Here is a 23,483-nt window from a genome sequence, read left to right as displayed (position 1 = left end):
CCGTGACCAGCTTCGATCCGTCGGACCAGGCGGGCAGCGCACCCCGGCCGCAGTCGCTGATGCTGAGCTTCTTCGGCATTCACGCCCTCGGCCGGGACGTCGCCCTGTCGGCGAGCAGCCTGATCGACGTGTTCGGCAAGGCCCAGATCACCGAGGACGCCGTACGGTCCACGCTCACCCGTATGGTCAAGCGCGGCCTGCTGGAGCGGCACCGCAGGGGCCGTAAGACGTACTTCGGCCCGACGCCCCGGGCCACCCGCGTCCTGCGGGACGGCCACGACCGCATCTGGCACACCGGTGCGGTCAACCGCACCTGGGACGGCACCTGGACCCTGGTCGGCTTCTCCCTCCCGGAGGCGTGGCGCAGCGAGCGGCATGATCTGCGCTCGCGGCTGCTGTGGAGCGGTTTCGGCCCGCTGCAGAACGGCCTGTGGGTGGCGCCCGGCACGGTGGACGTGCCCGCGGTGGTCGCGGGGCTCGGCCTCGACCCGTATCTGCGGGTCTTCCAGGGCGCCACGGCCGTCGCCCCGACCGACGCCCGGACGGGCCTGCACACGGCCTTCGACGTGGAGTCCGTCGCCAAGGGGTACGAGGCGTTCCTGGCCCGCTGGAGCACGGAGGCCGGCGATCCGGTGGACGCGCTCGTACGGCAGCTGCTGCTGCACACCGACTGGCTGGAACAGGTCCGCCAGGATCCGCACCTGTCTGCCGAGCACCTGCCCGGGGACTGGCCGGCGGCCCGTGCGGAGGATCTCTTCCGTGAACTCGCTCATCGTTACGCCGAATTGGCCGACCAGGAAGCCCGGAGCGCGCTGGACGTGATCACAGTGGCGACCTCCTAGGACTCGTCGAGCACCACCCTGCGGGGGAGAGGTCCGCCCGGCAATATTGGGCAACCCATTGACCGCCGTCGAAAAACTGCCCTACATTCGCAGCGCTTTCTCGGCACCGTCATCCCCCGAAAAAACCGCTCAAAGGGGAGCCCCTCGTGTCCACCGAAACGCGCACTCAACCCGGTTCCACCGCCGCCGGACCGTCATCCGGCGGTCTGCCAGTCGGCACCCTCGTCGCCGGCTGCTTCGCGGTCTGTCTGGCACAGATCGCCCTGGCCATGCCGGCCACGCTGAACGGGCTCTTCCAGGAGGACCTGCACCCCGTCGGTTCGCAGCTGACCTGGATCTCGGACGCGTTCCTGCTGCCCGTCTCCGTACTGGAGCTGACCTTCGGCGTCCTCGGCGACCTCTTCGGCCGCAAGCGGCTGCTGGTCGGCGGCGGCGGACTGCTGGTGGCCGGCGAGGCGCTGGCCGCCGCCAGCACCGGCATCCACATGCTCTGGGTGGGCCAGGCCATCGCCGGTCTGGGCGCGGCGGCGCTGTTCCCGACGTCGCTCGCGATGATCGCCGCGGGCACGCACTCGGCCAAGGACCGCGCCCGCACCATCACCATCTGGGCGGCGGCCCTGTCCAGCGGCGGCTTCGTCGCCCCCGTCCTGGGCGGCATCACCGGCAACTACGGCTCCTGGCGCTGGGCCTTCGTCGTCGTGACGGGCCTGGCCCTGATCAGCACCGTGCTCAGCCAGCTGCTGGCGCACAACTCCAGCGCCCCACAAGGCCGTTCGCTCGACCTGGCCGGTCAGATCACCATCGGCATCGGCATGTTCGCGCTGCTGTACGCGGTGATCCAGGGCCCGGCGGACGGCTGGACCGCTACGCCGGTGGTGATCGCGTACCTCGTCGCGGCGGTCTTCGTCGGCCTGTTCGTCGTGGCCGAACTCCGCGCCGATTCCCCCCTGCTGAGGCTCGACCTGTTCAAGAACCGGGCGTTCGCGGTGGCGTCGTTCGTCGCGGTGGTCGGCATGTTCAGCTACCTGGGCACCGCGTACGCGACCAGCATCCGGCTCGGTCCGATCCAGCACCAGAGCCCGCTCCGCGGCTCGTTCGCGTTCATCCTGCTCAACGCCTGGACGCTGCTGCTGATGCCGGTGATCTCCCGGCTGCTGGAGAAGGTCAGCCCGAGGTGGGTGCTGGGCGCCGGTCTGGCACTGATGGCGACCGGGGACTTCATCGCCGCCACCCTCTCGGTCCACGACCGGGCCCTGACCTCGCTGATCCTGCCCATCGGCCTGGTCGGCATCGGCTTCGCGCTCACCGTCTCCTCCATCACCGCGACCGCGGTCAACACGGTGGAGGTCCACTACGCGGGCATGGCCAGCGCCTCCACGAGCCTGCTGCGCGACTTCGGCTTCACGCTCGGCCCGGCGGTCATCGGCGCGATCGCGCTGAGCCGCGCGGCGGACGAGTTCACCTCTAAGCTGGCCGCCTCCCCTCTGTCCGCCGAGGTCAAGGCGGCGGCCGGGCAGGTGGCCGCTCAGGGCGGCCCGCTCGCCTCCAACTCCGTACCGCCGTCCTCCCCGCCGGGCGGCGCGGTTCCGCTCGCCCTGGAGGCCCTCGGCAACGGCTATGCGATCGGCTACGTGGTCTGCGGCATCGCGGCCCTGGCCTGCTGCCTCCTCAGCGTGGTCGCGCTGCGCGGCAAGGGCGACCAGGACGCGACGGTGGGCATCGCGAAGGAGGAGGAGCCCGCGGCCGTCTGACCCGCCCTCAGGAGACGGCGCCGGTCCACCCGGCCGGTGCCGTCTCGTCACCGCACTGTCACAGAAGATCCACGAGTGTCACAGCTGATCCACAGGAGAAACCCCCGGTGAGGCAGGTCTGTCTCCATGGTCGGGTGCCGGCGAGGACCGGCCCCGCACCATCCGAATCCGGGGGATTTCATGCAGCACGTGAACGGCATCCGCAAGGCCGCAGTGGCGATCGCCGCGCTCTCCGCCGCCCTGTCGGTGACCGCGTGTCAGGCCGGCGGCTCCAAGGCGGGCGCCGAATCACCGTCGACGGCGCCGAGCAGCGCGCCGTCCGCTTCCACCACACCGGGCACGACGGCCCCGGCGCCCGCGGGCGCGCCCACGACGAAGGCCCCGACGGCAAAGGCATCCCCCATATCCGGGTCCGGCTCCACGGGTACGGCCGTGAAGACGTGCGCGGCCACCGCCCTGAAGGTGACCGCACACCAGGCCGCCGACCGCCCGGACGGCACCGGAACCGGAGCGGCGGTGGTCGAGTTCACCAATGTCTCCGCCCAGCCGTGCACCCTTCAGGGCCACCCCACGGTGGCCGGCGCCGCCAACGGTTCCCCGCAGCACAACGCCCCGCTGAAGGTGACGCCCACGGGCTCCGCCGCGCCGGTCCGGCTGGCTCCGGGCAGCAAGGCCTCGCTGAAGCTGACCTTCGTCCAGGTCCAGGGCGAGGCGGACGGCTACTGCAAGTCCGGCGCACAGCCGGCCTCCTACCCGACCATGGTGATCGGCCTGCCGGGCTCCGGGGCACACCAGGTCGCCCTGGACGACGGCGTCTTCGCGGAGTGCGACAACACGGTGACCGCCACGGCCGTATCGGCCGCGACGTCCTGAGCCCACAGGACTGAGCCCACAGGACTTTTTCACCATGGACACTGAACAGGTTCTCGTTCTCCTCAAATCGGTCTGCCTGCCCTGATTTATTTGCTGGTCGGTCACGGGACCCGTGGCCGGCCAGCTCTATACGGACAAGGACCAGACTGTGACACCCAACTCAGCCGGAGACGATCATCTGCCGGTCTACGAAAGCCTGCTGCGTGAGCGCGGTGACGTCGTGGCGGAGGCCCGCGTGGCGGCCGAGCAGATGCAGCACCAGGCGCCGCAGGCGCTGAGCGGCCACGACTGGCTTCCGTCGGAGCCCGGTCCTCAGTAGGTCCCCTGCTCCCCGTAGGCTCAACACCATTGACCTGCAAGGGGATTGGCGGCCGTCGTGCCGAGCACGGGCCGGAGGGGGCGGGAACATGACGCACGACGGGCTGATCCGGCCACTGCCGGAGCTGCTGAAGGCGCACGCGGAGCAGGCACCGTCACGGGTGGCGTTCGCCGACGATGTGCGCGCCGTCACCTATGCGGAGTTGGAGCGGCGCACCGGGCGAATTGCCGCACACCTCGCCCGGACCGGCCTTCGGCGGGGTGACCGGGTCGCGATCTGCCTGGGCAACTGTGTGGAGACGGTGGAGAGCGTGCTGGCCGTCGTCAGGTCGGGGGCGGTCGGGGTGCCGCTCAATCCCCGGTCCTCCGACGCCGAACTCGCCCACTTCCTCCAGGACAGCGGCGCCTCGGTCCTCGTCACCGACCCCGCGCGCCTGGCCCGGCTGCACCGCCTCGGCCCCGGGCAGCGCCGTATGCGCATCCTGCTCACCGGCCCGGGACCGGTCCCCGAGGACGCCCCGGACGGCACCGTCCTCTTCCGTGACATTGCCGCCGAGCCCTCTTCCGCCGGGCCGCCCCGGGACGATCTCGGGCTCGACGAACCCGCCTGGATGCTCTACACCTCCGGCACCACGCACCGCCCCAAGGGCGTGCTGTCCACGCAGCGTGCCGCCCTGTGGTCGCCGTCGGCCTGTTACGCCCCGCTCTTCGGGCTCTCGTCCGCGGACCGGCTGCTGTGGCCGCTGCCGCTGTTCCACAGCTTCGGGCACTCCCTTGCCGTCCTGGGGGTCACCGCCGTCGGCGCGAGCGCCAGGATCACCGCCGAACTCCTCCCGCCCGACGGCCTGTTGCGGGAGTTGCACACACCGCACGAAGCGCTGGGCGCTCCCTACACCGTCCTGGCCGGGGTGCCCGCCACCTACCACCAGCTGCTGGCGTCGGCCGGGGGTGCCGTCGCCCCTCCGGCGCTGCGGACGTGCATCGTGGCGGGCGCACCCAGCGCGCCCGCCCTGCGCCGGGCGGTGGAGGACTTGTTGGGGGCTCCGCTCCTCGACGCGTACGGCTCCACCGAGACCTGCGGCATGATCGCGGTGAACCGTCCGGAGGGGCCGCGGGTGGAGGGTTCGTGCGGGCCGCCGGTCCCGGGCATCGAGGTGCGCGTCGTCGATCCGGGCTCCGGCAACGATGTCGCGGACGGCGACGAGGGCGAGCTCTGGGTGCGCGGCCCGAGCCTGATGACCGGCTACCACAACCGGCCGCAGGAGACCGAGGCCGCACTGCGGGACGGCTGGTACCGCACCGGGGACCTCGGCCGGCGCGTCGCACACGGTCATCTCACCCTCACCGGCCGGGTCAGCGAGCTGATCATCCGCGGCGGGGAGAACATCCACCCCACGGAGATCGAACAGGCCCTGCTGCGCTGCCCGGGCGTGCGGGACGCGGTGGTGGTGGGCGTGGAGCACGACGTCCTCGGCGAGGTCCCGGTGGCCTACGTCGTCCCGGGACCGGAAGGGTTCGACCCGCGGCAGGTCCTCGACGCGTGTCGCAGCCGGCTGGCCGAGTACAAACTGCCCGTCGAGATCCGCGAGATCGCGGCCGTCCCGCGCACGGCATCCGGCAAGATCGCCCGCCATACGGTCGTCACGGGGGCGGCCCGGCCCGCGACCGGCGCCCCTCCGGCCCTCGACTCCCCCACCGCCGCAGCGGGTTCCCTGCGGCAGCGGCTGCTGTCGCTGGCGCCGGAGGGGCGGGAGCGCGCGCTGCGCGAGGCGGTGCTCGCCGAGACGGCCGCGGTCTGCGCCGGCGGACCGTACGAACGGCTCGACGCCGACGGCCCGTTCACCGACCTCGGCCTGACCTCCGCGGGTGCCGTCACGCTCGTCGACCGGCTCGGCGAGGCGACCGGGCTGCGGCTCCCCTCGACGCTGGTCTTCGACCACCCCACACCGGCCGCACTGGCCCGGCACCTGCACAGCACCCTCTTCGCCCCGGGTCCGGCGACTCTGCCACCCTCCGCCGCCGAAGCGGGCAGGGAGGATCCGGTGGTGATCGTCGCCATGGGCTGCCGGCTGCCAGGCGACGTCGACTCCCCCGAGGACCTGTGGCGGCTGGTGTCGGAGGGCCGGGACGCGACCTCGGACTTCCCCACCGACCGGGGCTGGGACCTGGCCGCCCTCTACGATCCCGATCCGGACCGCACCGGCACCTCGTACACGCGCCGCGGCGGATTCCTGCACCGGGCAGCGGAGTTCGACGCGGGCCTGTTCGGGATCTCGCCGCGCGAGGCGCTGGCCATGGATCCGCAGCAGCGGCTGCTGCTGGAGACGTCGTGGGAGGTCTGGGAGCGGGCGGGCATCGACCCGGCCGCGATCCGCGAGAGCGACACCGGCGTGTTCGTGGGCGTGATGCACGGCGACTACTCCGCCCGCTTCACCACGCACGAACTGGAGGCCCATCTCGCCCTGGGCTCGGCCGGCAGCGTGGCCTCCGGCCGGATCTCGTACGTGTACGGCCTGCACGGGCCCTCGATCACCATCGACACCGCGTGCTCCTCCTCGCTGGTGGCGCTGCACTGGGCGGCGCAGGCGCTGCGGTCCGGGGAGTGCTCGCTCGCCCTGGCGGGCGGGGTCACGGTGATGGCGACTCCCAAGCCGTTCACGGCGTTCAGCCGGCAGCGCGGTCTGTCGCCCGACGGCCGCTGCAAGTCGTTCTCGGCCACGGCGGACGGCACCGCCTGGGGCGAGGGCGCCGGCCTGGTGCTGCTGGAACGGCTGTCCGACGCGCGGCGCCACGGCCATCCGGTGCTGGCCGTGCTGCGCGGCTCCGCGGTCAACTCCGACGGCGCGTCCAACGGGCTGACGGCCCCCAGCGGCCAGGCCCAACAGCGGCTGATATCCCGGGCGTTGGCCGACGCGGGGCTGCGCCCCGAGGACGTGGACGCGGTGGAGGCGCACGGCACGGGCACCACGCTCGGCGACCCACTGGAGGCGCGGGCCCTGCTGGCCACCTACGGCCAGAAGCGGCCCGAGGACCGGCCGCCGCTGTGGCTCGGCTCGGTCAAGTCCAACCTCGGCCACACCCAGGCGGCCGCGGGAGTAGCCGGAGTCATCAAAATGGTGCAGGCCCTGCACCACGGGGAACTACCGCGGACCCTGCACGCACAACACCCCACACCACACGTCGACTGGTCCGCCGGCCGAGTTCAACTGCTGACCGAGCCCCGCCCGTGGCCGGCGAGGGACAGCGACCCACGCCGGGCGGGGGTGTCGGCTTTCGGTATCGGCGGCACGAACGCGCACGTGATCCTGGAAGAGCCTGGGGCAGCGGCAGCCCCCCAAAGGGGCGCGGGGAACTGCGCGACCAGCCACAACGGCGCCGCAGCCGAACGACGGCACATCGCCGCAGCCCCCTCAGCGGCAACGCCCTGGTTGCTCTCCGGCTCCGACGAGGCAGCCCTCCATGCGCAGGCCCGCCGCCTCGCGGACCACCTCAAGGCCCACCCCGACCTCTCCGCGGCCGACGTCGGTGTCTCCCTGGCCGTATCCAGGCCGGCGCTCGCCCACCGGGCGATGGTGCCGGCCGACGACCGGGCACGCATGCTGACGGCTCTCGACGCACTCGCAGCGGGCGGCGACGGCATCGGCCCGATGCGGGCCGTCGCGGATCCAGGCCTGCGCACGGCTTTCCTGTTCACCGGCCAGGGAGCCCAACGTGTCCGTATGGGCGCGGAGTTGCGCGCGGCGTTCCCCGTCTTCGCCACCGCCTTCGACGACGTCTGCCGGGAACTCGACGACCACCTCGAACAGCCTCTTGGCCAGGTGCTCTCCGCGGAGCGGGGTTCGCCGCGGGCCGCCCTGCTCGACCGTACGGACTTCACCCAGGCCGGTCTGTTCGCCTTCGAGGTGGCGCTGTTCCGGCTGCTGGAGTCCTGGAGCGTGCGGGCCGACTTCCTGACCGGCCACTCCGTGGGGGAACTGGCGGCGGCCCATGTCGCCGGGGTACTGGAGCTGCCCGACGCGGCGCACCTGGTCGCGGCCCGCGGCCGGTTGATGCAGGCCCTGCCCGCCGGCGGGGCGATGATGGCCCTGCACGCGACGGAGGAGGAGGTCCTCGCCGCGCTGGAGAACGCGGGCGACCTGGTGGCGATCGCCTCCCTCAACGGGCCGCGCTCGGTGGTGATCTCAGGCGTACGGGAGACAGTGCTCGCCGTCGCGGCCGGGTTCGAGGCGCGCGGCCGCAGGACCGTACGCCTGCGGGTCGGCCACGCCTTCCACTCACCGCTGGTGGAGCCGATGCTCGACGACTTCCGTCGGGTCGCCGAGGGGCTGCCCTTCCGTCCGCCGCGGATACCCGTGGTCTCGGCCGTGACGGGCCGCCCGGTCGAGGCCGGGGAGCTGTGTGCCCCGGAGTACTGGGTACGGCATGCGCGGCTGCCGGTGCGGTTCGCCGACGCCGTGCAATGGCTCGCGGACGACGGAGTCTCGGCGTTCCTGGAGATCGGCCCCGGCGCCGGGCTCGCCGCCGCGGCCGAGGACTGCGTGGCCGACGGCGCGCTGTGCGCCGCCTCCCTGCGCGGCGGCGAGCCCGAGCCGGAGGCTCTCCTGTCCGCTCTGGCCCGGCTCCATGTGCGCGGGGCACGCGTCGACTGGCCCGCCGTGTTCGCGGGCACCGGAGCCCGACGGGTGGACCTGCCGACGTACGCCTTCCAGCGGCAGCGCTACTGGCTGGACGCACCACGCACCCCGGGTCCCGAGGTCTCCGCGCACGGCCATCCGCTGCTCGGCCCCGGGTTCGCCGTGCCGGACACCGACCGCACCGTCTTCTCCGGTGTCCTGTCCCCCACGGCCCAGCCGTGGCTCCGCGACCACACGGTCGCCGGGACGGTCCTCGTACCGGCAACAGCGTTCGTTGAGCTGGCCGTTCGGGCGGGCGGCGAGATCGGCTGCGGGGCGCTCGACGAGCTGCTGGTCCTGGCCCCGCTCACCCTGCCCGCGGCGACCGAGGTGCACATCCGGGTCGTCGTGGGCGCGGCGGACGAGTCGGGCCGGCGCCCGGTCGACATCCACGCGCGGCCCGACGGCCCGGACACGCATGACCCCGCCTGGACCCGGCATGCCACAGGCCTGCTCGGGCCGGCGCCCGCCGGACCCTCACCGCAGGAAACGGTGTGGCCGCCGCAGGGCGCAGCCGAGATCGATCTCACCGCCGCCTACGACAGCCTCGCCGACGCCGGTCTCGCCTACGGGCCGGCCTTCAGGTGCGTACGGGCGCTGTGGCGGCGCGGCGACGAACTGTTCGCCGAAGTCCGGCTGCCCGAATCGGAGTTGGCCCGCGCCGACCGCTTCGGGATCCATCCGGCCCTGCTCGACGCGGCCCTGCACGCTCCGCTGCTGGCGGGCTCCGCACCGGGGGCGGACGCGGTCCGGGTGCCGTTCGCATGGAACGGGTTCCGTCTGCACGCGGCGGGCGCCACGGAGTTGCGGGTACGGGTCACCGCGGGCAAGACGGACACGGTCGCGGTGCTGCTCGAAGACCCGGCGGGACGCCCGGTGGCCCGGGTGGATTCCCTGACCATGCGCGAACTTCCCACCACAGCCGAGGACTTGGCGGGGCGTGCCCTGTTCCGCCCCGAGTGGACCGCAGTGGAAGGCGACGCCGCCGCGGTCACCGCACGCTGGGTCCTCCTCGACGACGAACTGGCCCTGAGCGACTCGATACCCGGCCTGGCCGACTCTGCCCCGCCCGAGCCGGACACCGTCGTCGTCACGGCCGTCGGTCCGGAGCCGCAAACCGACCCCCTGGCCGCCGTACATCTGCTGACCGGGAGGGTGCTCCGCACGCTGCAGGACTGGCAGGACGACCCGCGGACGGCGGGCTCGCGCCTGGTGGTCGTCACCCGGGACGTCACTTCGCCGGAGCCGGATCTGGCCGGAGCCGCGGTGTGGGGGCTGGTGCGCGCGGCCCAGGCGGAGCTGCCCGGGCGGATCGTCCTGGTCGACGTGGAAGAACGGCCCGAGTCACTACGGCAGCTGCCCGCAGCGGTGGCCACCGGAGAGCCCCAACTCGCGATCCGACGCGGGCAGTTGACGGTTCCCCGGTTGGCCGCAGCGACCGCGGCAGGGCCGGGCTCCGCCTTCCGCCCGGACGGCACCGTCCTGATCACCGGCGGTACCGGTGCTCTGGGTGCGGCGCTCGCCCGCCATCTCGTCACCGCGTATGGCGTACGGCATCTGCTGCTCACCGGGCGTCAGGGGCCGCAGGCGCCGGGTGCCGGGCAACTGCGGGGCGCCCTGGAGGAGTTGGGTGCCGAGGTGCGGATCGTGGCCTGCGACGCGGCCGACCGTGCCGCGCTGGCCGAGGTGATCGCCGGCTGTGAGCCCGCACTGACCGCCGTGGTGCATGCCGCCGGGGTGCTGGACGACGGGGTACTGGCCTCGCTGACCCCCGAGCGGATGGCCGCGGTGCTGCGGCCGAAGGCGGACGCGGCCTGGCATCTGCACGAGCTGACGCGGGACCTGGAGCTGTCGGCGTTCGTCCTGTTCTCCTCGGTGTCCGGCCTGCTGGGCCGCGCCGGCCAGGGCAACTACGCGGCGGCGAACTCCTTCCTGGACGCCCTGGCCCACCACCGCTCCCACCTCGGGCTGCCCGCCTTGTCCTTGGCGTGGGGCCCGTGGGAGGCCGCAGCGGGCATGGCGGGCCCGCAGCAACGGCAAGGCGACGCACTCCGGCCCATGTCCACGGCGCAGGGCCTGGCCCTGTTCGACGCGGCACTCCGCGAGGGCGAACCCGTACTCGCGCCCGTCCTGCTGGACCGGGCCGACCTCCGTTCCGCCCAGGGGCCGTTGCCGCCGCTCCTGCACGGGCTGGTGCGCCCTCGTACACCCGCCGTCGAGAAGGTGCGACCCGGCCCGGAGCGGCCGTGGGAGCCGGGGGCATGGCGTCAGGTGCTGGCCGTTCTTCCCGCCGCTGAACGGGAAGGCAGGCTCACGGAGTTGATGAACGCCGATGTCGCGGCGGTGCTCGGCCACCCGGACGCCGATGCGCTTCCGGCCGGCAAGTCCTTCGCCGAGCTGGGCTTCGACTCCCTGATGGCGGTGCAGGTCCGCAACCGGCTGAGCATGGCTCTGCGGCTGCGGCTCTCGGCCGCCGTGGTGTTCGAGCACCCGACGACTCAGGGGCTGGCCCGGCACATCCTCGGCCTGCTCGCAGACGAGCTGGAGGACGAGCTGCCGGAGACGGCGCCCGACGCCAAGGGGGCACCGGATCCCCGGCCGGCGCAGACCCTTTCCTCGCTCTACCGGCGCGTCTGTGAGGCCGGTCAGGTGGTCGCCGCAATGCAGATGCTGGTCACGGCGTCCTGGGCGGTCCCGACGTTCGACGCCACCGAAAGCCGGCGACACGCGCTCCCGCCATTGCGGCGCGCCACCGGTGGCCGGGACGGCGGCCCGGTGCTCGTCTTCTTCACCGGCACCCATCCGGCGTTCGCCGCGCCGGGCGGGGAGTTCGCCCGCTTCCACGGTTGTTTTCAGGGCGAGTCGGACGTGCTCGAGTTCCCGCACCCGGGCATCGGTGCGGGCAGCGCGGTGCCTGCCGACCGGGAGACTCTGGCCCTCACCCACGCCGAGTCGGTGCTGCGGCACGTGGGCGGCAGACCCTTCGCGGTCGTCGGCGTCAGCACCGGGGGCGCGGTGGCGCACGCGGTGACCCGGCGGCTCGAAGCGATGGGGGCCCCTCCCGTCGGGCAGGTGCTGCTGGACACCTACCTCGTGGGCGACGGCAACAGCGACAAGGACTGGCTGCTGTCCCTGCCCGCGGTCATCGCGCCGCGTCTGGGCGGCAACGAGTTCGCCGGGGACGAGGACGCAGGCGTTGCCGCGCTGGGGGCGTACACCCGCATGTTCCTCGGCTGGGACCCGGAACCGGTCGGCACCCCGACCCTGCTGGTGGGGGCAGCCCGGCCCACGCCAGGGATGGCGGCGAGCGCGGGCCCGGACGAGTGGCCGACGTCCTGGCCGCTGCCGCACACCCGGGTCGACGTCCCGGGCGACCACTTCTCGTTCATGCAGGAGCACGCCCCGACCACCGTGGCGGCCGTCCGCGCATGGCTCGACTCCCTCGGAGGGCAGCAGTGACCGTTGTACAACCCGCCGGTGATCGCGGGGCAGTTGAGGAGTTCGACGTGATCGTCGTGGGCGGCGGCCCGGCCGGGGCGACCGCCGCCACCGCCGTCGCGCTGCGCGGCCACCGCGTCCTGGTGCTGGAACAGCAGACGTTCCCCCGCTACCAGATCGGCGAGTCGCTGCTGCCCTCCACCGTGCACGGTGTGTGCCGCATCCTGGGCGTCGAGGACGAGGTCGCGCGGGCGGGCTTCAAGGTGAAGCGCGGCGGGACCTTCCGGTGGGGCCGCAACCGGGACCCATGGCAGTTCTCCTTCGCGCTCTCTCCCCGGCTGGCCGACCCGACCTCGTTCGCCTACCAGGTCGAGCGGTCCCGGTTCGACGCGATCCTGCTGGACAACGCCCGCCGCGTCGGCGTCGACGTACGGGAGAACTGCCGTGTCAAAGGCGTGCTCGCCGACGAGGAGCGGGTGCGGGGCGTCAGCTGGAGCGGCCCCGGCGGCGAGCTCCGCGAGGCCCGAGCCCGCTATGTCGTGGACGCCTCCGGCAACGGCAGCCGCATCCACACCGAGGTCGGCGGCAGCCGCACGTACTCGGACTTCTTCCGCAACATCGCGGTGTTCGGCTACTTCGCCGGCGGCAAGCGGCTCCCGAAGCCGAACGACGGCAACATCTTCTGCGCCGCCTTCGACGAGGGCTGGCTCTGGTACATCCCACTCCGCGACGACCTCACCAGTGTGGGAGCGGTGGTGAGCCGGGAGAACGCCGCCGGGATCCAGCAGGATCCGGCGGCGGCCTGGCGCCGGCTGATCGACTCCTGCCCCGAGGTCCGCGACCTCCTCGACGGTGTTCCGCAGGCCACCGAGGTGCCGTACGACCAGGTCCGCGTCCGCAAGGACTGGTCGTACTGGAAGTCCCGGCTGTGGCGGCCCGGCATGGTGCTGGCCGGTGACGCGGCGTGCTTCGTCGACCCGGTGCTCTCCTCCGGCGTGCACCTCGCCACCTACGGTGCGCTGCTCGCGGCCCGCTCCATCAACAGCGGTCTGGCCGGGGCCCTGGACGAGGGGCGCCTGTTCGACGAGTTCGAGGCCCGCTACCGGCAGGAGTACCGACTGTTCTACGAGTTCCTGGTCTCCTTCTACGACATGCACCAGGACGAGCGCTCGTACTTCTGGAAGGCGCGCAAGGTCACCAACGTGGGCGCCACGGAACTGGAGGCGTTCGTGGAACTGGTGGGCGGCCTGGCCTCCGGCGACGCGACCTTCGGCGGGCTCGGGGAGGCGGGCGCCCGGCTGACGACGGCCTCCTCGGAGCTCGACACTGCGGTGGGCCGACTGCCGGACTCCGACGGCCTGCGCAACCCGCTCTTCGAGTCCGCCACCATCCGCCAGGTGTTCCAGGAGGGCGCGGTCCTGCAGGAACGGGGCATCTTCGGCGGTCCGTTGGAGGAGGAGACGCCGGTGCGGCCCGGCGGGCTGGTGGCATCGGAGGACGGGCTCACATGGACGGATCCTGACCGGCCCTGAGACTCGCCACCGTTTCCCGGACGGTCGGGTGCCGGTACAGCTCCCGCAGCCGCAGGGACGGCAGACCGCGGGCGCGCAGGGCGGCACCGATACGGACGGCGAACAGGGAGTTGCCGCCGAGCTCGAAGAAGTCGTCGTCCGGGTCCACGGGCACGCCCAGCACGTCGCTCCAGATCTCCGTCAGGCTTACGGTGAGGTCGTCGGCGGCGGGAGCAGCAGGGGCCGTGTCCCGCCTCGGTGGCCGGAGCACGGCGGGCGCGGGGAGCTTCGCCGCGTCGAGTTTGCCGTTGGCCGTCAGCGGAAGTGCATCCAGCGCGGTGACGGTGGCAGGGAGCATGTACTCGGGCAGGATGCCGGCTGCCCGCTCGCGGACCCCGGCGGGGTTGCCCCCGGCCGACAGGGTCACGTAGGCGTCGATCCTGGCCGTGGCGGCGCCCGCCGGGCCGTCACGGCGTACCAGGACGGCCGCGGTGCGCACGTCGGGGTCCTCCAGCAGAACGGACCGGATCTCGTCGAGCTCGACGCGGAAGCCGCGGATCTTCACCTGGCTGTCGATCCGCCCGAGGTGGTCGAGCCGCCCGTCGGGGCGCAGGCGTCCGAGGTCGCCGCTGCGGTACATCGTGCCGCCGGTGAACGGGTCCGGTACGAACCGCCGGCCGGTCAGCTCCTCCTGGCCCAGGTAGCCGAGCGCCACGCCGGCACCGCCGACGCATATCTCGCCCGCGACCCCCGGCGGCAGCAGCCGTCCGGCCGGGTCCACCACGTACAGGTGCCAGCCGGGCAGGGCGCGCCCGACGGAGCGGGTGGCGGCGAGCGCCAGCTTCCGGGTGAGGGTCTGCTCGGTGACGTGGACGGTGGTCTCCGTGATGCCGAACATGTTCACCACCCGGCAGGAGCGCTCGGGGTGCCGGTCGAACCAGGGCAACAGCATCCGTGTGTCCAGCGGTTCACCGCCGAAGACGACGAGCCGGGCGGACACGTCGGTGTGGTCGACGTCCAGGAGCTGGGCGAAGGCCGACGGGGTCTGGCTGAGCACGGTGACCTTCTCGGCGACGAGCAGGTCGCGGAAGTGGTCCGGTTCACGGGAGACGAAGTACGGCACCACGACCAGCCGCCCGCCGGTCAGCAGGCAGCCCCAGATCTCCCACACCGAGAAGTCGAAGGCACTGGAGTGGAACCAGGTCCACACGTCCGCTTCCGAGAGCCCGTACTCGTCGCGGGTCGCGTCGACCAAAGCGATCACGTTGCGGTGGGGTACGACGACGCCCTTGGGCCGGCCGGTGGAGCCGGAGGTGTAGATGACGTAGGCGGCGCCATCGGGTGACGGGGTCGGAGGGCTCGTGTTCTCCGCCGGCGCCGGCCACCCGCCTCGCGGCTCGTCCTTCAGCTCGTCCGGGGTCACCTGCACGCAGTCCGCCACGGCCGGGAACTCCGGCAGCCGGGTGATCACCACGCCCAGACCCGCGTCCCGTGCCGTGTGGGCGAGCCGGTCCGCGGGGTGGGCGGGGTCGACGGGTACGTAGGTCGCGCCGGCCTTCAGCACGGCGAGCAGGGTGACGACGAGTTCGGCGGAGCGTTCCAGACATACGCCCACCCGGTCGCCGGTGCCGACTCCGCGTGCGCGCAGGCCGTGTGCCGACCGGGCGGCCCGCTCGTCCAGTTCGCGGTAGGTCAGGTCTGTTCCGCCGTCGGTCACGGCGATGCGGTCCGGCGTCGCGGCCACGATCCGGGCGAGCGCCCCGGGCACACTCACCGGCTTGGTGGTCAGGGCACGGGGCGGGCGGCCGAGCGCCGCCGTGCGGGCCCGCTCCGCCTCGTCGAGGAGTTCGACGTCGTCCGGCGGAGTCTGCGGGCGGTGCAGGACCTGCTGGTGCACGTGCACGAGGTGCCGTACGAACCGGGCAGCGATCTCCGCGGAGAAGTGACCGCTCAGGTGGTCGCAGCGCAGCCGCAGGCCGCCCGAGTCCCGGAGGACGGAGACGGTGAGCGGGAACGGGGGCGCGAGGCAGGGCCGGTACTCGGTCTCGCCCTCGCCCTCGCCGGGAAGGGCGGCGGCGTCGAAGAGCAGGCCTGTGAGCGTGGGGCCCGCCGCGGAGGAGGGCTTCGACTCGCCGAGGGTGGCGGCCGGTTCGACGGTGAAGCTGCCGTGGTCGGTGCCGATGACCGGCTGGGTGTCGGGGTCGTAGCGGCGCAGGGTGACGGCGAGTGCCGTGAGCCAGCTCTCCTCGTCGCCTGCATGGTCCAGGGCGACGACATGGGGTGCGGCGGGGCCGTCGTCGCCCAGGCCCCAGGCGGGAGCGGGCGCGGCCGGCGACGTCCCGGTGGCGGGCGGGGCGTCGTTCGGCGCCACGGACTCCCCTGCTGCCAGCCGGTCGAGGGCCGTACGGTCCCAGCGCCCGCGCGGGGCGACGACGATCAGGTCCGACAGGCCGTCGGCGTAACGCAGAAGGACTCTGCGCGGATCGCGGCTCGGCCGGGCCAGTTCGATGGCGCGTCGGCGCTCCGCGAGAGGGTCCCTCGCCGGCACGGAGACGTCCTCGATCCACAGCCCAGGCCGGCCCGCGGGGTCCGGGGAGTGGCCCGACCGGACGCGCAGCGCGTGGCAGTGGGTCGCGTGGAGGAGGGGATCGGACAGCAACGCGGACACGGCCGTACTCCTTGTTGTTCTCGTTGTTCTCGTCGTCCGGGAGGGCTCAGCGGATGCTGAACCCGCCGTCCACGGTCAGGACCGACCCGGTGATCTGCCGGGACTCGTCCGAGGCCAGGAAGACGATCGCGGCGGCGACGTCCTCGGGTTCGATCAGCGCGTTCATGGGCTGCGCCTCGACGAAGGTCTTCTCGTGCTCGTGGACCGGCACCTCCAGCGCCCTGGCGATCTCGGCGAGCATCCTGCCCTCGGCCCATGCGTCGTCGCGCACCGACCCCGGGCAGACCGCGTTCACGCGCACCTTCGTCGGTGCGAAGTCGAGCGCGGCGGCTTTGGTGAGGCCGACGACGGCGTGCTTGGCGGCGACATAGCCGGCGAAGTGCCGGTAGCCGACGAGCCCGGCGGTGGAGGCGACGTTGACGATGCTGCCGGCGCGCCGGGCGCTCATGGCTCCGCCGACCTCGCGGATCAGCCGCCAGGCCCCGGAGAGGTCCACGTCGATCATCAGGGACCATTCGTCCTCTTCGATCTCGTGCACCGGTTTGCCCGAGGGCGCGGCGATGCCCGCGTTGTTGACGGCGACGTCGATCCGGCCGAACCGGTCCTCGGCGCGCGTCACCGCCTCCCGCATCCCGCGGGTGTCGCGGATGTCGGCCGCCGCGGTGAGGACGGCCGCGCCGGCGTCCCGGCACAGTGCGGCGGTGTGCTCCAACTGCCCCACGGTGCCCAGCGGGTAGGGCACGCCCGGCAGGTCGGCGCAGATGTCCAGCAGGGTCAGATCGGCGCCCTCGGCCGCGCAGGCGACCGCGGCTGCTCTGCCGAGTCCGCGGGCGGCGCCGGTGATGAGGACCGACTTGCCGTGCAGACGCATCGGGTACTCCCTGGAAGTCGTAACTGAAAGTCGTAACTGGACGTCGTAAAGGAGGAAGGGGGGCGAGGGGGGGACGACTAGAGCACCTTCGAGACGATCACGCGGACCAGGGCGGATGCGGACTCGGTCAGATACATGTGGCCGCCGGGGATCTCGACATGCTCGAACTCACGGCCGGACGCCTTGTTCCAGGACGCGGCGTCGTCGTGGCCGACCAGTGCGTCGTCCTCGCCCCGGACGACCGTGAGGGGCGCGTCCAGAGGCAGGGGGGTGCTCGGTACGTAGGTCTCGTGCATCTCGACGTCGGCGCGCAGGGTGGGCAGGAGCATCTCGCGCATCTCCGGGTCGTCGAGCGCGGGATGGCTGTAGCCCGCGAACTCGCCGACGCGGGCGAGGAAGTCGTCGTCGGACAGGCCGGTGGCCCGCTGTTCACGGCCCTGGCCGGGGTGCGGCGACCCGCTGACGAACAGGTGGACCAGCTCGACGCCGGGCTCGGCGACCAGACGGTGTGCCAGCTCGTAGGCGAGCACGGCACCGAGGCTGTGCCCGAAGAGGGCCACCCTGTGGTCGCCGTCGCCGAGCCGTTCCCGCAGCTGGGGCACGAGTCCGTCGACGGCCCGGTGCACGTCCCGGTGGGGCTCCTCGTCGATCAGCCTTTCCCGGCCGGGCAGTTGGAGCGGCAGGATCTCCAGGGCGTCCCCGGCCAGGGCAGCCCAGGGGCGGTAGAACGAGGCGCCCGCTCCGGCGTACGGAAGGCACACCAGCTTGGTCGTGTGGGTCGTGTCGGTCGGGTCGTCCGTGGGCATGGTTGCCGGTCTCTCCTTGGGAAGGGCGGTCGTTGGGGGGGCTGAACGGGCGGGTGTCTACTCGCCCATGGCCTTGATCAGGCTCTTGGGACGCATGTCGGTCCAGTGCTCGTCGACGTAGTCCACGCAGGACTGGCGGCCGGCACGTCCGTGGACGACGGTCCAGCCGGCCGGGATCTCGGCGAAGGCGGGCCACAGGGAGTGCTGGCCCTCGTCGTTCACCAGGACCAGGTGCTCGATGCTGTCGTCGTCGAAGGGGTTGGTGGTCATGGCGATTCCTCCTGTGGTGAAAAGTTGTGGGCGGTTGCGTCCGATGCGTTCGGACTACTTTCGGAGCCGGCTGTCCAGCACCGGGCCGATGCGGTCCAGTGACGTGGGCCGGGTCATCTCTCCGTGCGTGCAGGGGATGTCGTGGTGGTCGATGCGGCCTTCGACGTACGGCTGCCAGGAGCGGTGCCGGTCGGGGATCGCGTCCGGATCCTGGGCGGCGGTGAAGAACAGCAGATCCCCGCGGTACGACGCGGGGGCGAACTCGCCCAGCAGACGCCGGTTGTTCGCCGTCACGTCGACCAGGGCCGCCAGTTCGGCGTCGTCGAGGGCGCCGGGCATGTCGGGTACGCGGCGCACCAGCTCGGCGAACCGGCTCTCGGACAGCGGTTCCGTCTCGTCTTCGGGCACCTGGCGGCCGAGGATGGCGAGGAGGCTGCGCAGCAGGGCCGGGCGGTCGGACCGGGCGGGGCCCTGTCGGATCCAGGCCCCGGGGAAGGCGTCGAGCAGCGCGAGGAGTGCGACCTGCTCTCCGGCCGCCTGCAGGGCTACGGCGACGTCGTACGCGACGAGGCCGCCCATGGAGTAGCCGAGCAGATGGTACGGGCCGTGCGGCTGTGTCTCGCGGATGAGCGCGATGTGCTCGGCGACCGCCTCGGCCAGGCTGCCGGCCCGGTCCTGGCCCGGGATCAGGCCACGGGACTGCAGACCGTACAGCGGGCGGCCGGGGTCGATGTGACGGGCCAGCCCGGCGAAGCCCCAGGACAGACCGGAGGCCGGAGGAAGGCAGAACAGGGGTTCACGGTCGCCTCGGGTGCGCAGCGGGAGCAGGGGGCCGACCGGGGCCGTACCCGACTGGCCGGTCCGGTCGGACCCTCCGGGACGGTCGAGCTCTCCGGAACGGTCGGCCTCTCCGGAACGGTCCGGCCCTCCAGGGTGGTGGCCTTCGGCCAGCAGCCTGGCCAGCGCCGCCACGGTCGGTGTGTGGAAGAGGGCGCGCAGGGGCAGTTCGACGCCGAGTTCGGCACGGATGCGCGAGGTCAGGCGGGGGGCCAGCAGGGAGTGGCCGCCGAGATCGAGGAAGCCGTCGTGGACGCCGACCTGGGCGGGGGCGAGGCCGAGGACCTCGGCGAAGATTCCGCGCAGGGTCTCCTCCTGCTCGGTACGCGGGGCCGTCTTCGCGGCGAGCGGCGCGTCGGGGGCGGGCAGCGCCTTGCGGTCCAGCTTGCCGCTGGCTGTGTGCGGGAGTGCTGCGAGCGTGACGAACGCCGAGGGGATCATGTGGGCGGGGAGGGTGCGGGCGAGGTGGTCGCGGAGGTCGTCGGCGCTCGCGTTCGGCGTCGCCGCCTCGGCGGGCACGACGTAGGCGACCAGTTGTTTCCCGCCGCGCCGGCCCTCCCCCACCGTGGCCGCCGCCTCGGCGACGGCCGGATGTGCGGCGAGTACGGCTTCGATCTCGCCCAGTTCGATCCGGAAGCCGCGGAGCTTCACCTGGTGGTCGGCCCGGCCCAGGAAGCGCAGTTGCCCGTCGGAGCCGCGCACCGCCAGGTCGCCTGTGCGGTACATGCGTTCCCCCGGTCCGCCGAAGGGGTCGGCGACGAACCGCTCGGCCGTCAGACCCGGCCTGCCGAGGTAGCCGCGGGCGGGGCCGCCGCCCGCCACGTACAGCTCGCCGACGGCGCCGTCGGGCACGGGATGCAGCGCCGGGTCGAGGAGGTGGACGAGGTTGCGGGCAAGGGGGCGGCCGATGGGTGGCGCGGCCTTGTCGTCCGGGTCGGCGCCGGACTGCCAGGCGGTGGCATAGATGGTCGCCTCGGTGGGCCCGTAGAAGTTGACGAGCCGTGCCCCGGGGAAGGCCGCCTCGATGCCGGCGCGGAGGTGTTCGGGGATCGGTTCGCCGCCGAGGGCGACCGTGTGCGGTGAGACGGCCGGCCGCTCGGCGAGCACGCCGGCGATGACCGTGGGTACGCCGCTGATCAGGCCGGCGTCCCGGGGGGTGCCCTCGGTGAGTGCGAGGAGGTTCTCGACGATCTCGATACGGCCGCCGCACAGCAGCGGCGAGAAGATCTCGAACACGGACACGTCGAAGTTGAGCGAGGTCGAGAAGAGCACCTCGGCCAGCCGCTCGGCACCGAACTCTGCATGGGTCCACTCGACGAACTCGACGGCGTTGCGGTGTGTGGCGAGAACACCCTTGGGGCGGCCGGTGGAGCCGGAGGTGTAGGTGATGTAGGCGAGGTTGTCCGGCGTCAAGCTCCTTGAGGGGACGAGGTATTGATGGTCCGTCATCCCGACTTCGGAGTTGAGCAGCGGTGTGTCCTTCGGCAGCGACCCCGCCGTCTGGGCGGTGGCGAGGACGACGACCGGGCGGGCGTCGGCGACGATGTACGCCAGGCGGTCGGCAGGGTAGGCAGGGTCGAGCGGAAGATAGGCGGCACCGGTCTTCAGTACGGCGAGGACGGCGACGACCAGCTCCGCCGTACGGGGCAGTGCGATGCCGACGACCCGCTCGGGGCCTGCTCCGTGGGCGGTGAGGCGACCGGCCAACTGCTCGGCCCGGGCGTCCAGTTCGCGGTACGTGAGCCGGGTGCCGCGGTCCAGTACGGCGTCGGCGTTCGGGGTGGCCGCGGCCTGGGCCGCCCAGAGGTCGGTGAGGGTGCGGGTCGCGGGCGGCGTGAGCCCGGTCCGCCGCGGGAGTTCCCCGGGCGCCAGGAGCCCCAGGCGGCCCTGCGGGAGTTCCGGGTCGGCCACGATGGCCTCAAGGATGCGCACCAGGCGGGCGAGCGTGGCGTCGGCCCAAACGGCGTCGAACAGTCCCGGGTGGTAGGCCAGCCGGAAGCGGGGCCGGGGGCCGGGGAGGGCCACGAGAGTCACGGGGTAGTGGGTGGCGTCGCGACCGCTCGAACCGACGACGCGGAGCCCGCTGCCGCAGTCACGGCCGTCGCCCGTCGCCTCCGGATCCACCGGATAGTTCTCGAAGATGACGAGGCTGTCGAAGAGCTCCGGGACACCCACGGCCCGTTGGATGTCGGCCAGGCCGAGATGGTGGTGGTCGAGGAGGCGGACGTAGCCGTCCCGGACCTGTCGGAGCAGAGCGCCCAGGCTGTCCTCCGGCCGCAGCCGGACCCGCGTCGGGATGGTGTTGATGAAGAGGCCGACCATCGACTCCACACCGGGGAGTTCGGGCGGGCGGCCGGAGACGGTGGCGCCGAAGACGATGTCGTCGCGGCCGGTCAGACGGCCGAGCAGGATCGCCCAGGCGCTCTGGACGAGAGTGTTCACGGTCACGCCGAGGCTCCGGGCACGGGCCGTGAGGGCGGCTCCGGTCTCCAGCGACAGTTCGGTCCGGGCCTGTGCCGGTTCGGTGGCGCCCGGCGTGCTGGCCGGAGCCAGTCGGGTCGGTTCCGTCACGTCGGCGAGCGCGTCCCGCCAGGCGGCCACCGCGGCAGTACGGTCCCTGTGGTCCAGCCACTCCAGGAAGGTGCGGTACGGCGGGACGGGCGCGAGCACGGCCGGGTCGCCGTCGGCGGCGTACAGGGCCAGCAGTTCCCGTAGGAGCACGGAGACCGACCAGCCGTCCAGCAGGATGTGGTGGTGGGTGACGAGCAGCCGGTGGCGCTGCTCGCCGGTGCGGACCAGGGTGCAGCGCAGGAGCGGAGGGGTGGCAGGGTCGAACCCGAGGGCCCGGTCCTCGTCCAGCAGCTCGGTCCACGCCTTCTCGGTGTCGGTGGCTCCCTCGCTCAGATCGGCTGCCGCCCACGGCAGCGTCGCCCGGTGCGGGACGACCTGCACCGGCTGGCCGCCGCGGCGCCGCCGGAAGGCCGCCCGCAGGTTCGGGTGGCGGTCCAGCAGTGCCTGAGCGGCGGCGCGGAGGCGCTCGGCATCCACCGGGCCTTCGAGTTCGAAGACCAGCTGCACGACGTACACGTCGGGGGCGTCCCGTTCGTGCTCGTACAGAGCGTGGAAGAGCAGGCCCTCCTGGAGCGGGGTCAGGGGGAGCACGTCGGCCGGCCCGGGCTGTGTCATGTCGTCTCGTCTCGCTGTGTTCTGGCTCTGCTGGGGCTGCTGGGTCTTCTCGGACGGCCGGCTAGTCGAGGCCCTCGGTCAGCTCGTCCAGCTCGTCCCGGGACAGGCCCGCGACCGACATGCCGGCGCCGCTGCCGGCCCGGGACACGAGTGCGGTGAGCACGGTGAACCAGGACTCGGCCAGCGCCCGCACCTCGGGCTCGGTCAGCACGCCCTCGGGCCAGGCCCAGTCGGCCACCAGCCGCGGTCCGGCGGCCGTGTCGTGGACGACCGCGTTGATGTCGAGGGCGTGGGCGGCGGCGAGGCCGGGGTCGCAGCCGGCGCCGAGTGCGGACGACTCGGGGGCGAAGGCCCACGGCTCGCCGGCAGCGGTGCCGGGAGCGCTGAACCGGCCGAGGTAGTTGAAGCCGATCGCCGGTGTGGGCGCCTTGGCCAACTCGGCTGCCGTGTCCGGGTTGAGGTGGCGCAGGAGGCCGTGTCCGGCGCCCTGGTCGGGCAGTTCACGCAGGCGCTCGGCGACCCGGGCGACGGCGAGGCCGGCGGCGGGCCCAGCCGCCAGGGCGTCGCGCACGTCCACGCCTTCCAGATCCAGGTGGACCGGGTAGAGCGAGGTGAACCAGCCGATGGTGCCCGACAGTTCGAGCCCGGGCGCCAGCTCCTCCCGGCCGTGGCCCTCGACGTCGAGCACGACGTGCGGGGAGCCCTGCCGGTCGGCGACCGCCAGCGCCAGGCCGGTGAGCAGGACGTCCTGGGCACCGACGGCGAAGCCGGCCGGGACGCCGGTGAGCAGTGGTCCCGTGGTCTCGGGCGGCAGGGTCAGCCGCAGCGAGCGTGTGGTGGCGGCGGTGTCCCGGTCGGGGTCGAGCGGGCGCAGGCCCAGCGGGGCGCGCGGGGCGTCGGCGATACGGCGCCACAGTTCGGCCTCGGCGACCCGCGACGGCGTACGCGCCTGCCGGCCCAGCGCCATGGACCAGCGGCGGAACGACGTTGCGACGGGCGGCAGTTGGGGACTGCGTCCTGCGGCGACGGCCTCCCAGGCGGCTTTCAGATCGGGTACGAGGATGCGCCAGGACACGCCGTCCACGGCCAGATGGTGGACGACCAGCAGCAGCCGCCCGGCCCGGTCCGCTCCGGCGTCGAACCACACGGCCCGGACCATCGCCCCGGCCGCCGGGTCGAGCCGTCCCACAGCCCGGTCGAACTCCTCGGCCACGCATGCGTAAAGGTCGTCCGTGCCGGACCTGCCGGAGACGTCCCGGCGGTCGAGCAGGTCCGCGGCGTGGACGCGGCCGACCGGGCTGACGTCGAGTTCCAGGCTCGGGGTGAGCCGGGAGCGCAGCATGTCGTGGTGGTCGAGCACCGCCTGCAGGGCGTCGGTCAGCCGCGGCAGACCGGCGCCCTCCGGGACCGTCAGCAGGACGGACTGGCTGAACCGGCCG

At 73.0% G+C, this 23,483-nt stretch carries 11 protein-coding genes and 1 pseudogene; 5 read left to right on the top strand and 7 right to left on the bottom strand.

The features are described 5' to 3' along the window. Window positions 1–2: 2 nt before the first annotated feature. The 3 genes from P2Q00_RS23240 to P2Q00_RS23230 all read left to right on the top strand — a co-directional run bounded on the left by P2Q00_RS23240 (window position 3) and on the right by P2Q00_RS23230 (window position 3,466). Window positions 3–842, top strand: coding sequence for a PaaX family transcriptional regulator (locus P2Q00_RS23240; RefSeq protein WP_275774590.1), 840 nt, complete (start codon window positions 3–5; stop codon window positions 840–842). Between the two features lie 146 nt (window positions 843–988). Then, complete coding sequence (locus P2Q00_RS23235) at window positions 989–2,593, top strand: MFS transporter (protein WP_275774589.1); 1,605 nt, start codon at window positions 989–991, stop codon at window positions 2,591–2,593. Window positions 2,594–2,773: 180 nt separating this feature from the next. Continuing rightward, entirely contained in the window at window positions 2,774–3,466 is a 693-nt protein-coding gene (locus P2Q00_RS23230; protein ID WP_275774588.1) for a DUF4232 domain-containing protein, read from the top strand. 160 nt (window positions 3,467–3,626) lie between these two features. Here the strand turns inward: P2Q00_RS23230 and P2Q00_RS23225 are convergent, their stop codons facing one another. Beyond that, the gene (locus P2Q00_RS23225) at window positions 3,627–3,752 is read right to left on the bottom strand and encodes a hypothetical protein (RefSeq protein ID WP_275774587.1); all 126 of its coding nucleotides are present in this window, start codon (window positions 3,750–3,752) and stop codon (window positions 3,627–3,629) included. Between the two features lie 121 nt (window positions 3,753–3,873). On the opposite strand from P2Q00_RS23225, the gene P2Q00_RS23220 reads away from it, so the two are divergent. Both P2Q00_RS23220 and P2Q00_RS23215 read left to right on the top strand, forming a co-directional pair. Beyond that, a complete protein-coding gene (locus P2Q00_RS23220) occupies window positions 3,874–11,916 on the top strand; it encodes a type I polyketide synthase (protein WP_275774586.1) in 8,043 nt (2,680 codons plus the stop codon). Then, window positions 11,913–13,427 carry a tryptophan 7-halogenase gene (locus tag P2Q00_RS23215; RefSeq protein WP_275774585.1) on the top strand — a complete coding sequence of 505 codons (1,515 nt, stop codon included), beginning with the start codon at window positions 11,913–11,915 and terminating at the stop codon, window positions 13,425–13,427. Before P2Q00_RS23220 ends, P2Q00_RS23215 begins: the two co-directional genes overlap by 4 nt. Here the strand turns inward: P2Q00_RS23215 and P2Q00_RS23210 are convergent. From P2Q00_RS23210 to P2Q00_RS51150, 6 genes and pseudogenes are all read right to left on the bottom strand, one after another. Beyond that, window positions 13,399–16,074, bottom strand: a complete 2,676-nt coding sequence (locus P2Q00_RS23210) for a non-ribosomal peptide synthetase (RefSeq protein WP_275774584.1) — start codon at window positions 16,072–16,074, stop codon at window positions 13,399–13,401. The genes P2Q00_RS23215 and P2Q00_RS23210 overlap by 29 nt on opposite strands. 46 nt (window positions 16,075–16,120) lie before the next feature. Then, the gene (locus P2Q00_RS23205; protein WP_275774583.1) at window positions 16,121–16,945 is read right to left on the bottom strand and encodes an SDR family oxidoreductase; all 825 of its coding nucleotides are present in this window, start codon (window positions 16,943–16,945) and stop codon (window positions 16,121–16,123) included. A 77-nt stretch (window positions 16,946–17,022) separates the two neighbouring features. Then, window positions 17,023–17,751, bottom strand: coding sequence for a thioesterase II family protein (locus tag P2Q00_RS23200; RefSeq protein WP_275774582.1), 729 nt, complete (start codon window positions 17,749–17,751; stop codon window positions 17,023–17,025). 57 nt (window positions 17,752–17,808) lie between these two features. Then, entirely contained in the window at window positions 17,809–18,021 is a 213-nt protein-coding gene (locus P2Q00_RS23195; protein ID WP_275774581.1) for an MbtH family protein, read from the bottom strand. A 54-nt stretch (window positions 18,022–18,075) separates the two neighbouring features. Then, a complete protein-coding gene (locus P2Q00_RS23190) occupies window positions 18,076–22,044 on the bottom strand; it encodes a non-ribosomal peptide synthetase (protein ID WP_275774580.1) in 3,969 nt (1,322 codons plus the stop codon). A 61-nt stretch (window positions 22,045–22,105) separates the two neighbouring features. After that, window positions 22,106–23,464: pseudogene (locus P2Q00_RS51150) on the bottom strand (condensation domain-containing protein); the annotation flags it as partial. Window positions 23,465–23,483 lie beyond the last annotated feature (19 nt).

Origin of the sequence: Streptomyces coacervatus, from assembly GCF_029223485.1 — a bacterium.
Lineage (GTDB): Bacteria > Actinomycetota > Actinomycetes > Streptomycetales > Streptomycetaceae > Streptomyces > Streptomyces coacervatus.
The sequence above is the reverse complement of the archived record's forward strand: the minus strand, read 5'-3'. Positions and strand labels throughout refer to the sequence as shown.

What these genes read in the sequence shown, in the direction of transcription:
- P2Q00_RS23230 (WP_275774588.1), top strand. Translation starts at nt 2,774, where the DNA reads ATGCAGCACGTGAACGGCATCCGCAAGGCCGCAGTGGCGATCGCCGCG.
- P2Q00_RS23220 (WP_275774586.1), top strand. Translation starts at nt 3,874, where the DNA reads ATGACGCACGACGGGCTGATCCGGCCACTGCCGGAGCTGCTGAAGGCG.
- P2Q00_RS23205 (WP_275774583.1), bottom strand. Translation starts at nt 16,945, where the DNA reads ATGCGTCTGCACGGCAAGTCGGTCCTCATCACCGGCGCCGCCCGCGGA.
- P2Q00_RS23200 (WP_275774582.1), bottom strand. Translation starts at nt 17,751, where the DNA reads ATGCCCACGGACGACCCGACCGACACGACCCACACGACCAAGCTGGTG.
- P2Q00_RS23195 (WP_275774581.1), bottom strand. Translation starts at nt 18,021, where the DNA reads ATGACCACCAACCCCTTCGACGACGACAGCATCGAGCACCTGGTCCTG.
- P2Q00_RS23190 (WP_275774580.1), bottom strand. Translation starts at nt 22,044, where the DNA reads ATGACACAGCCCGGGCCGGCCGACGTGCTCCCCCTGACCCCGCTCCAG.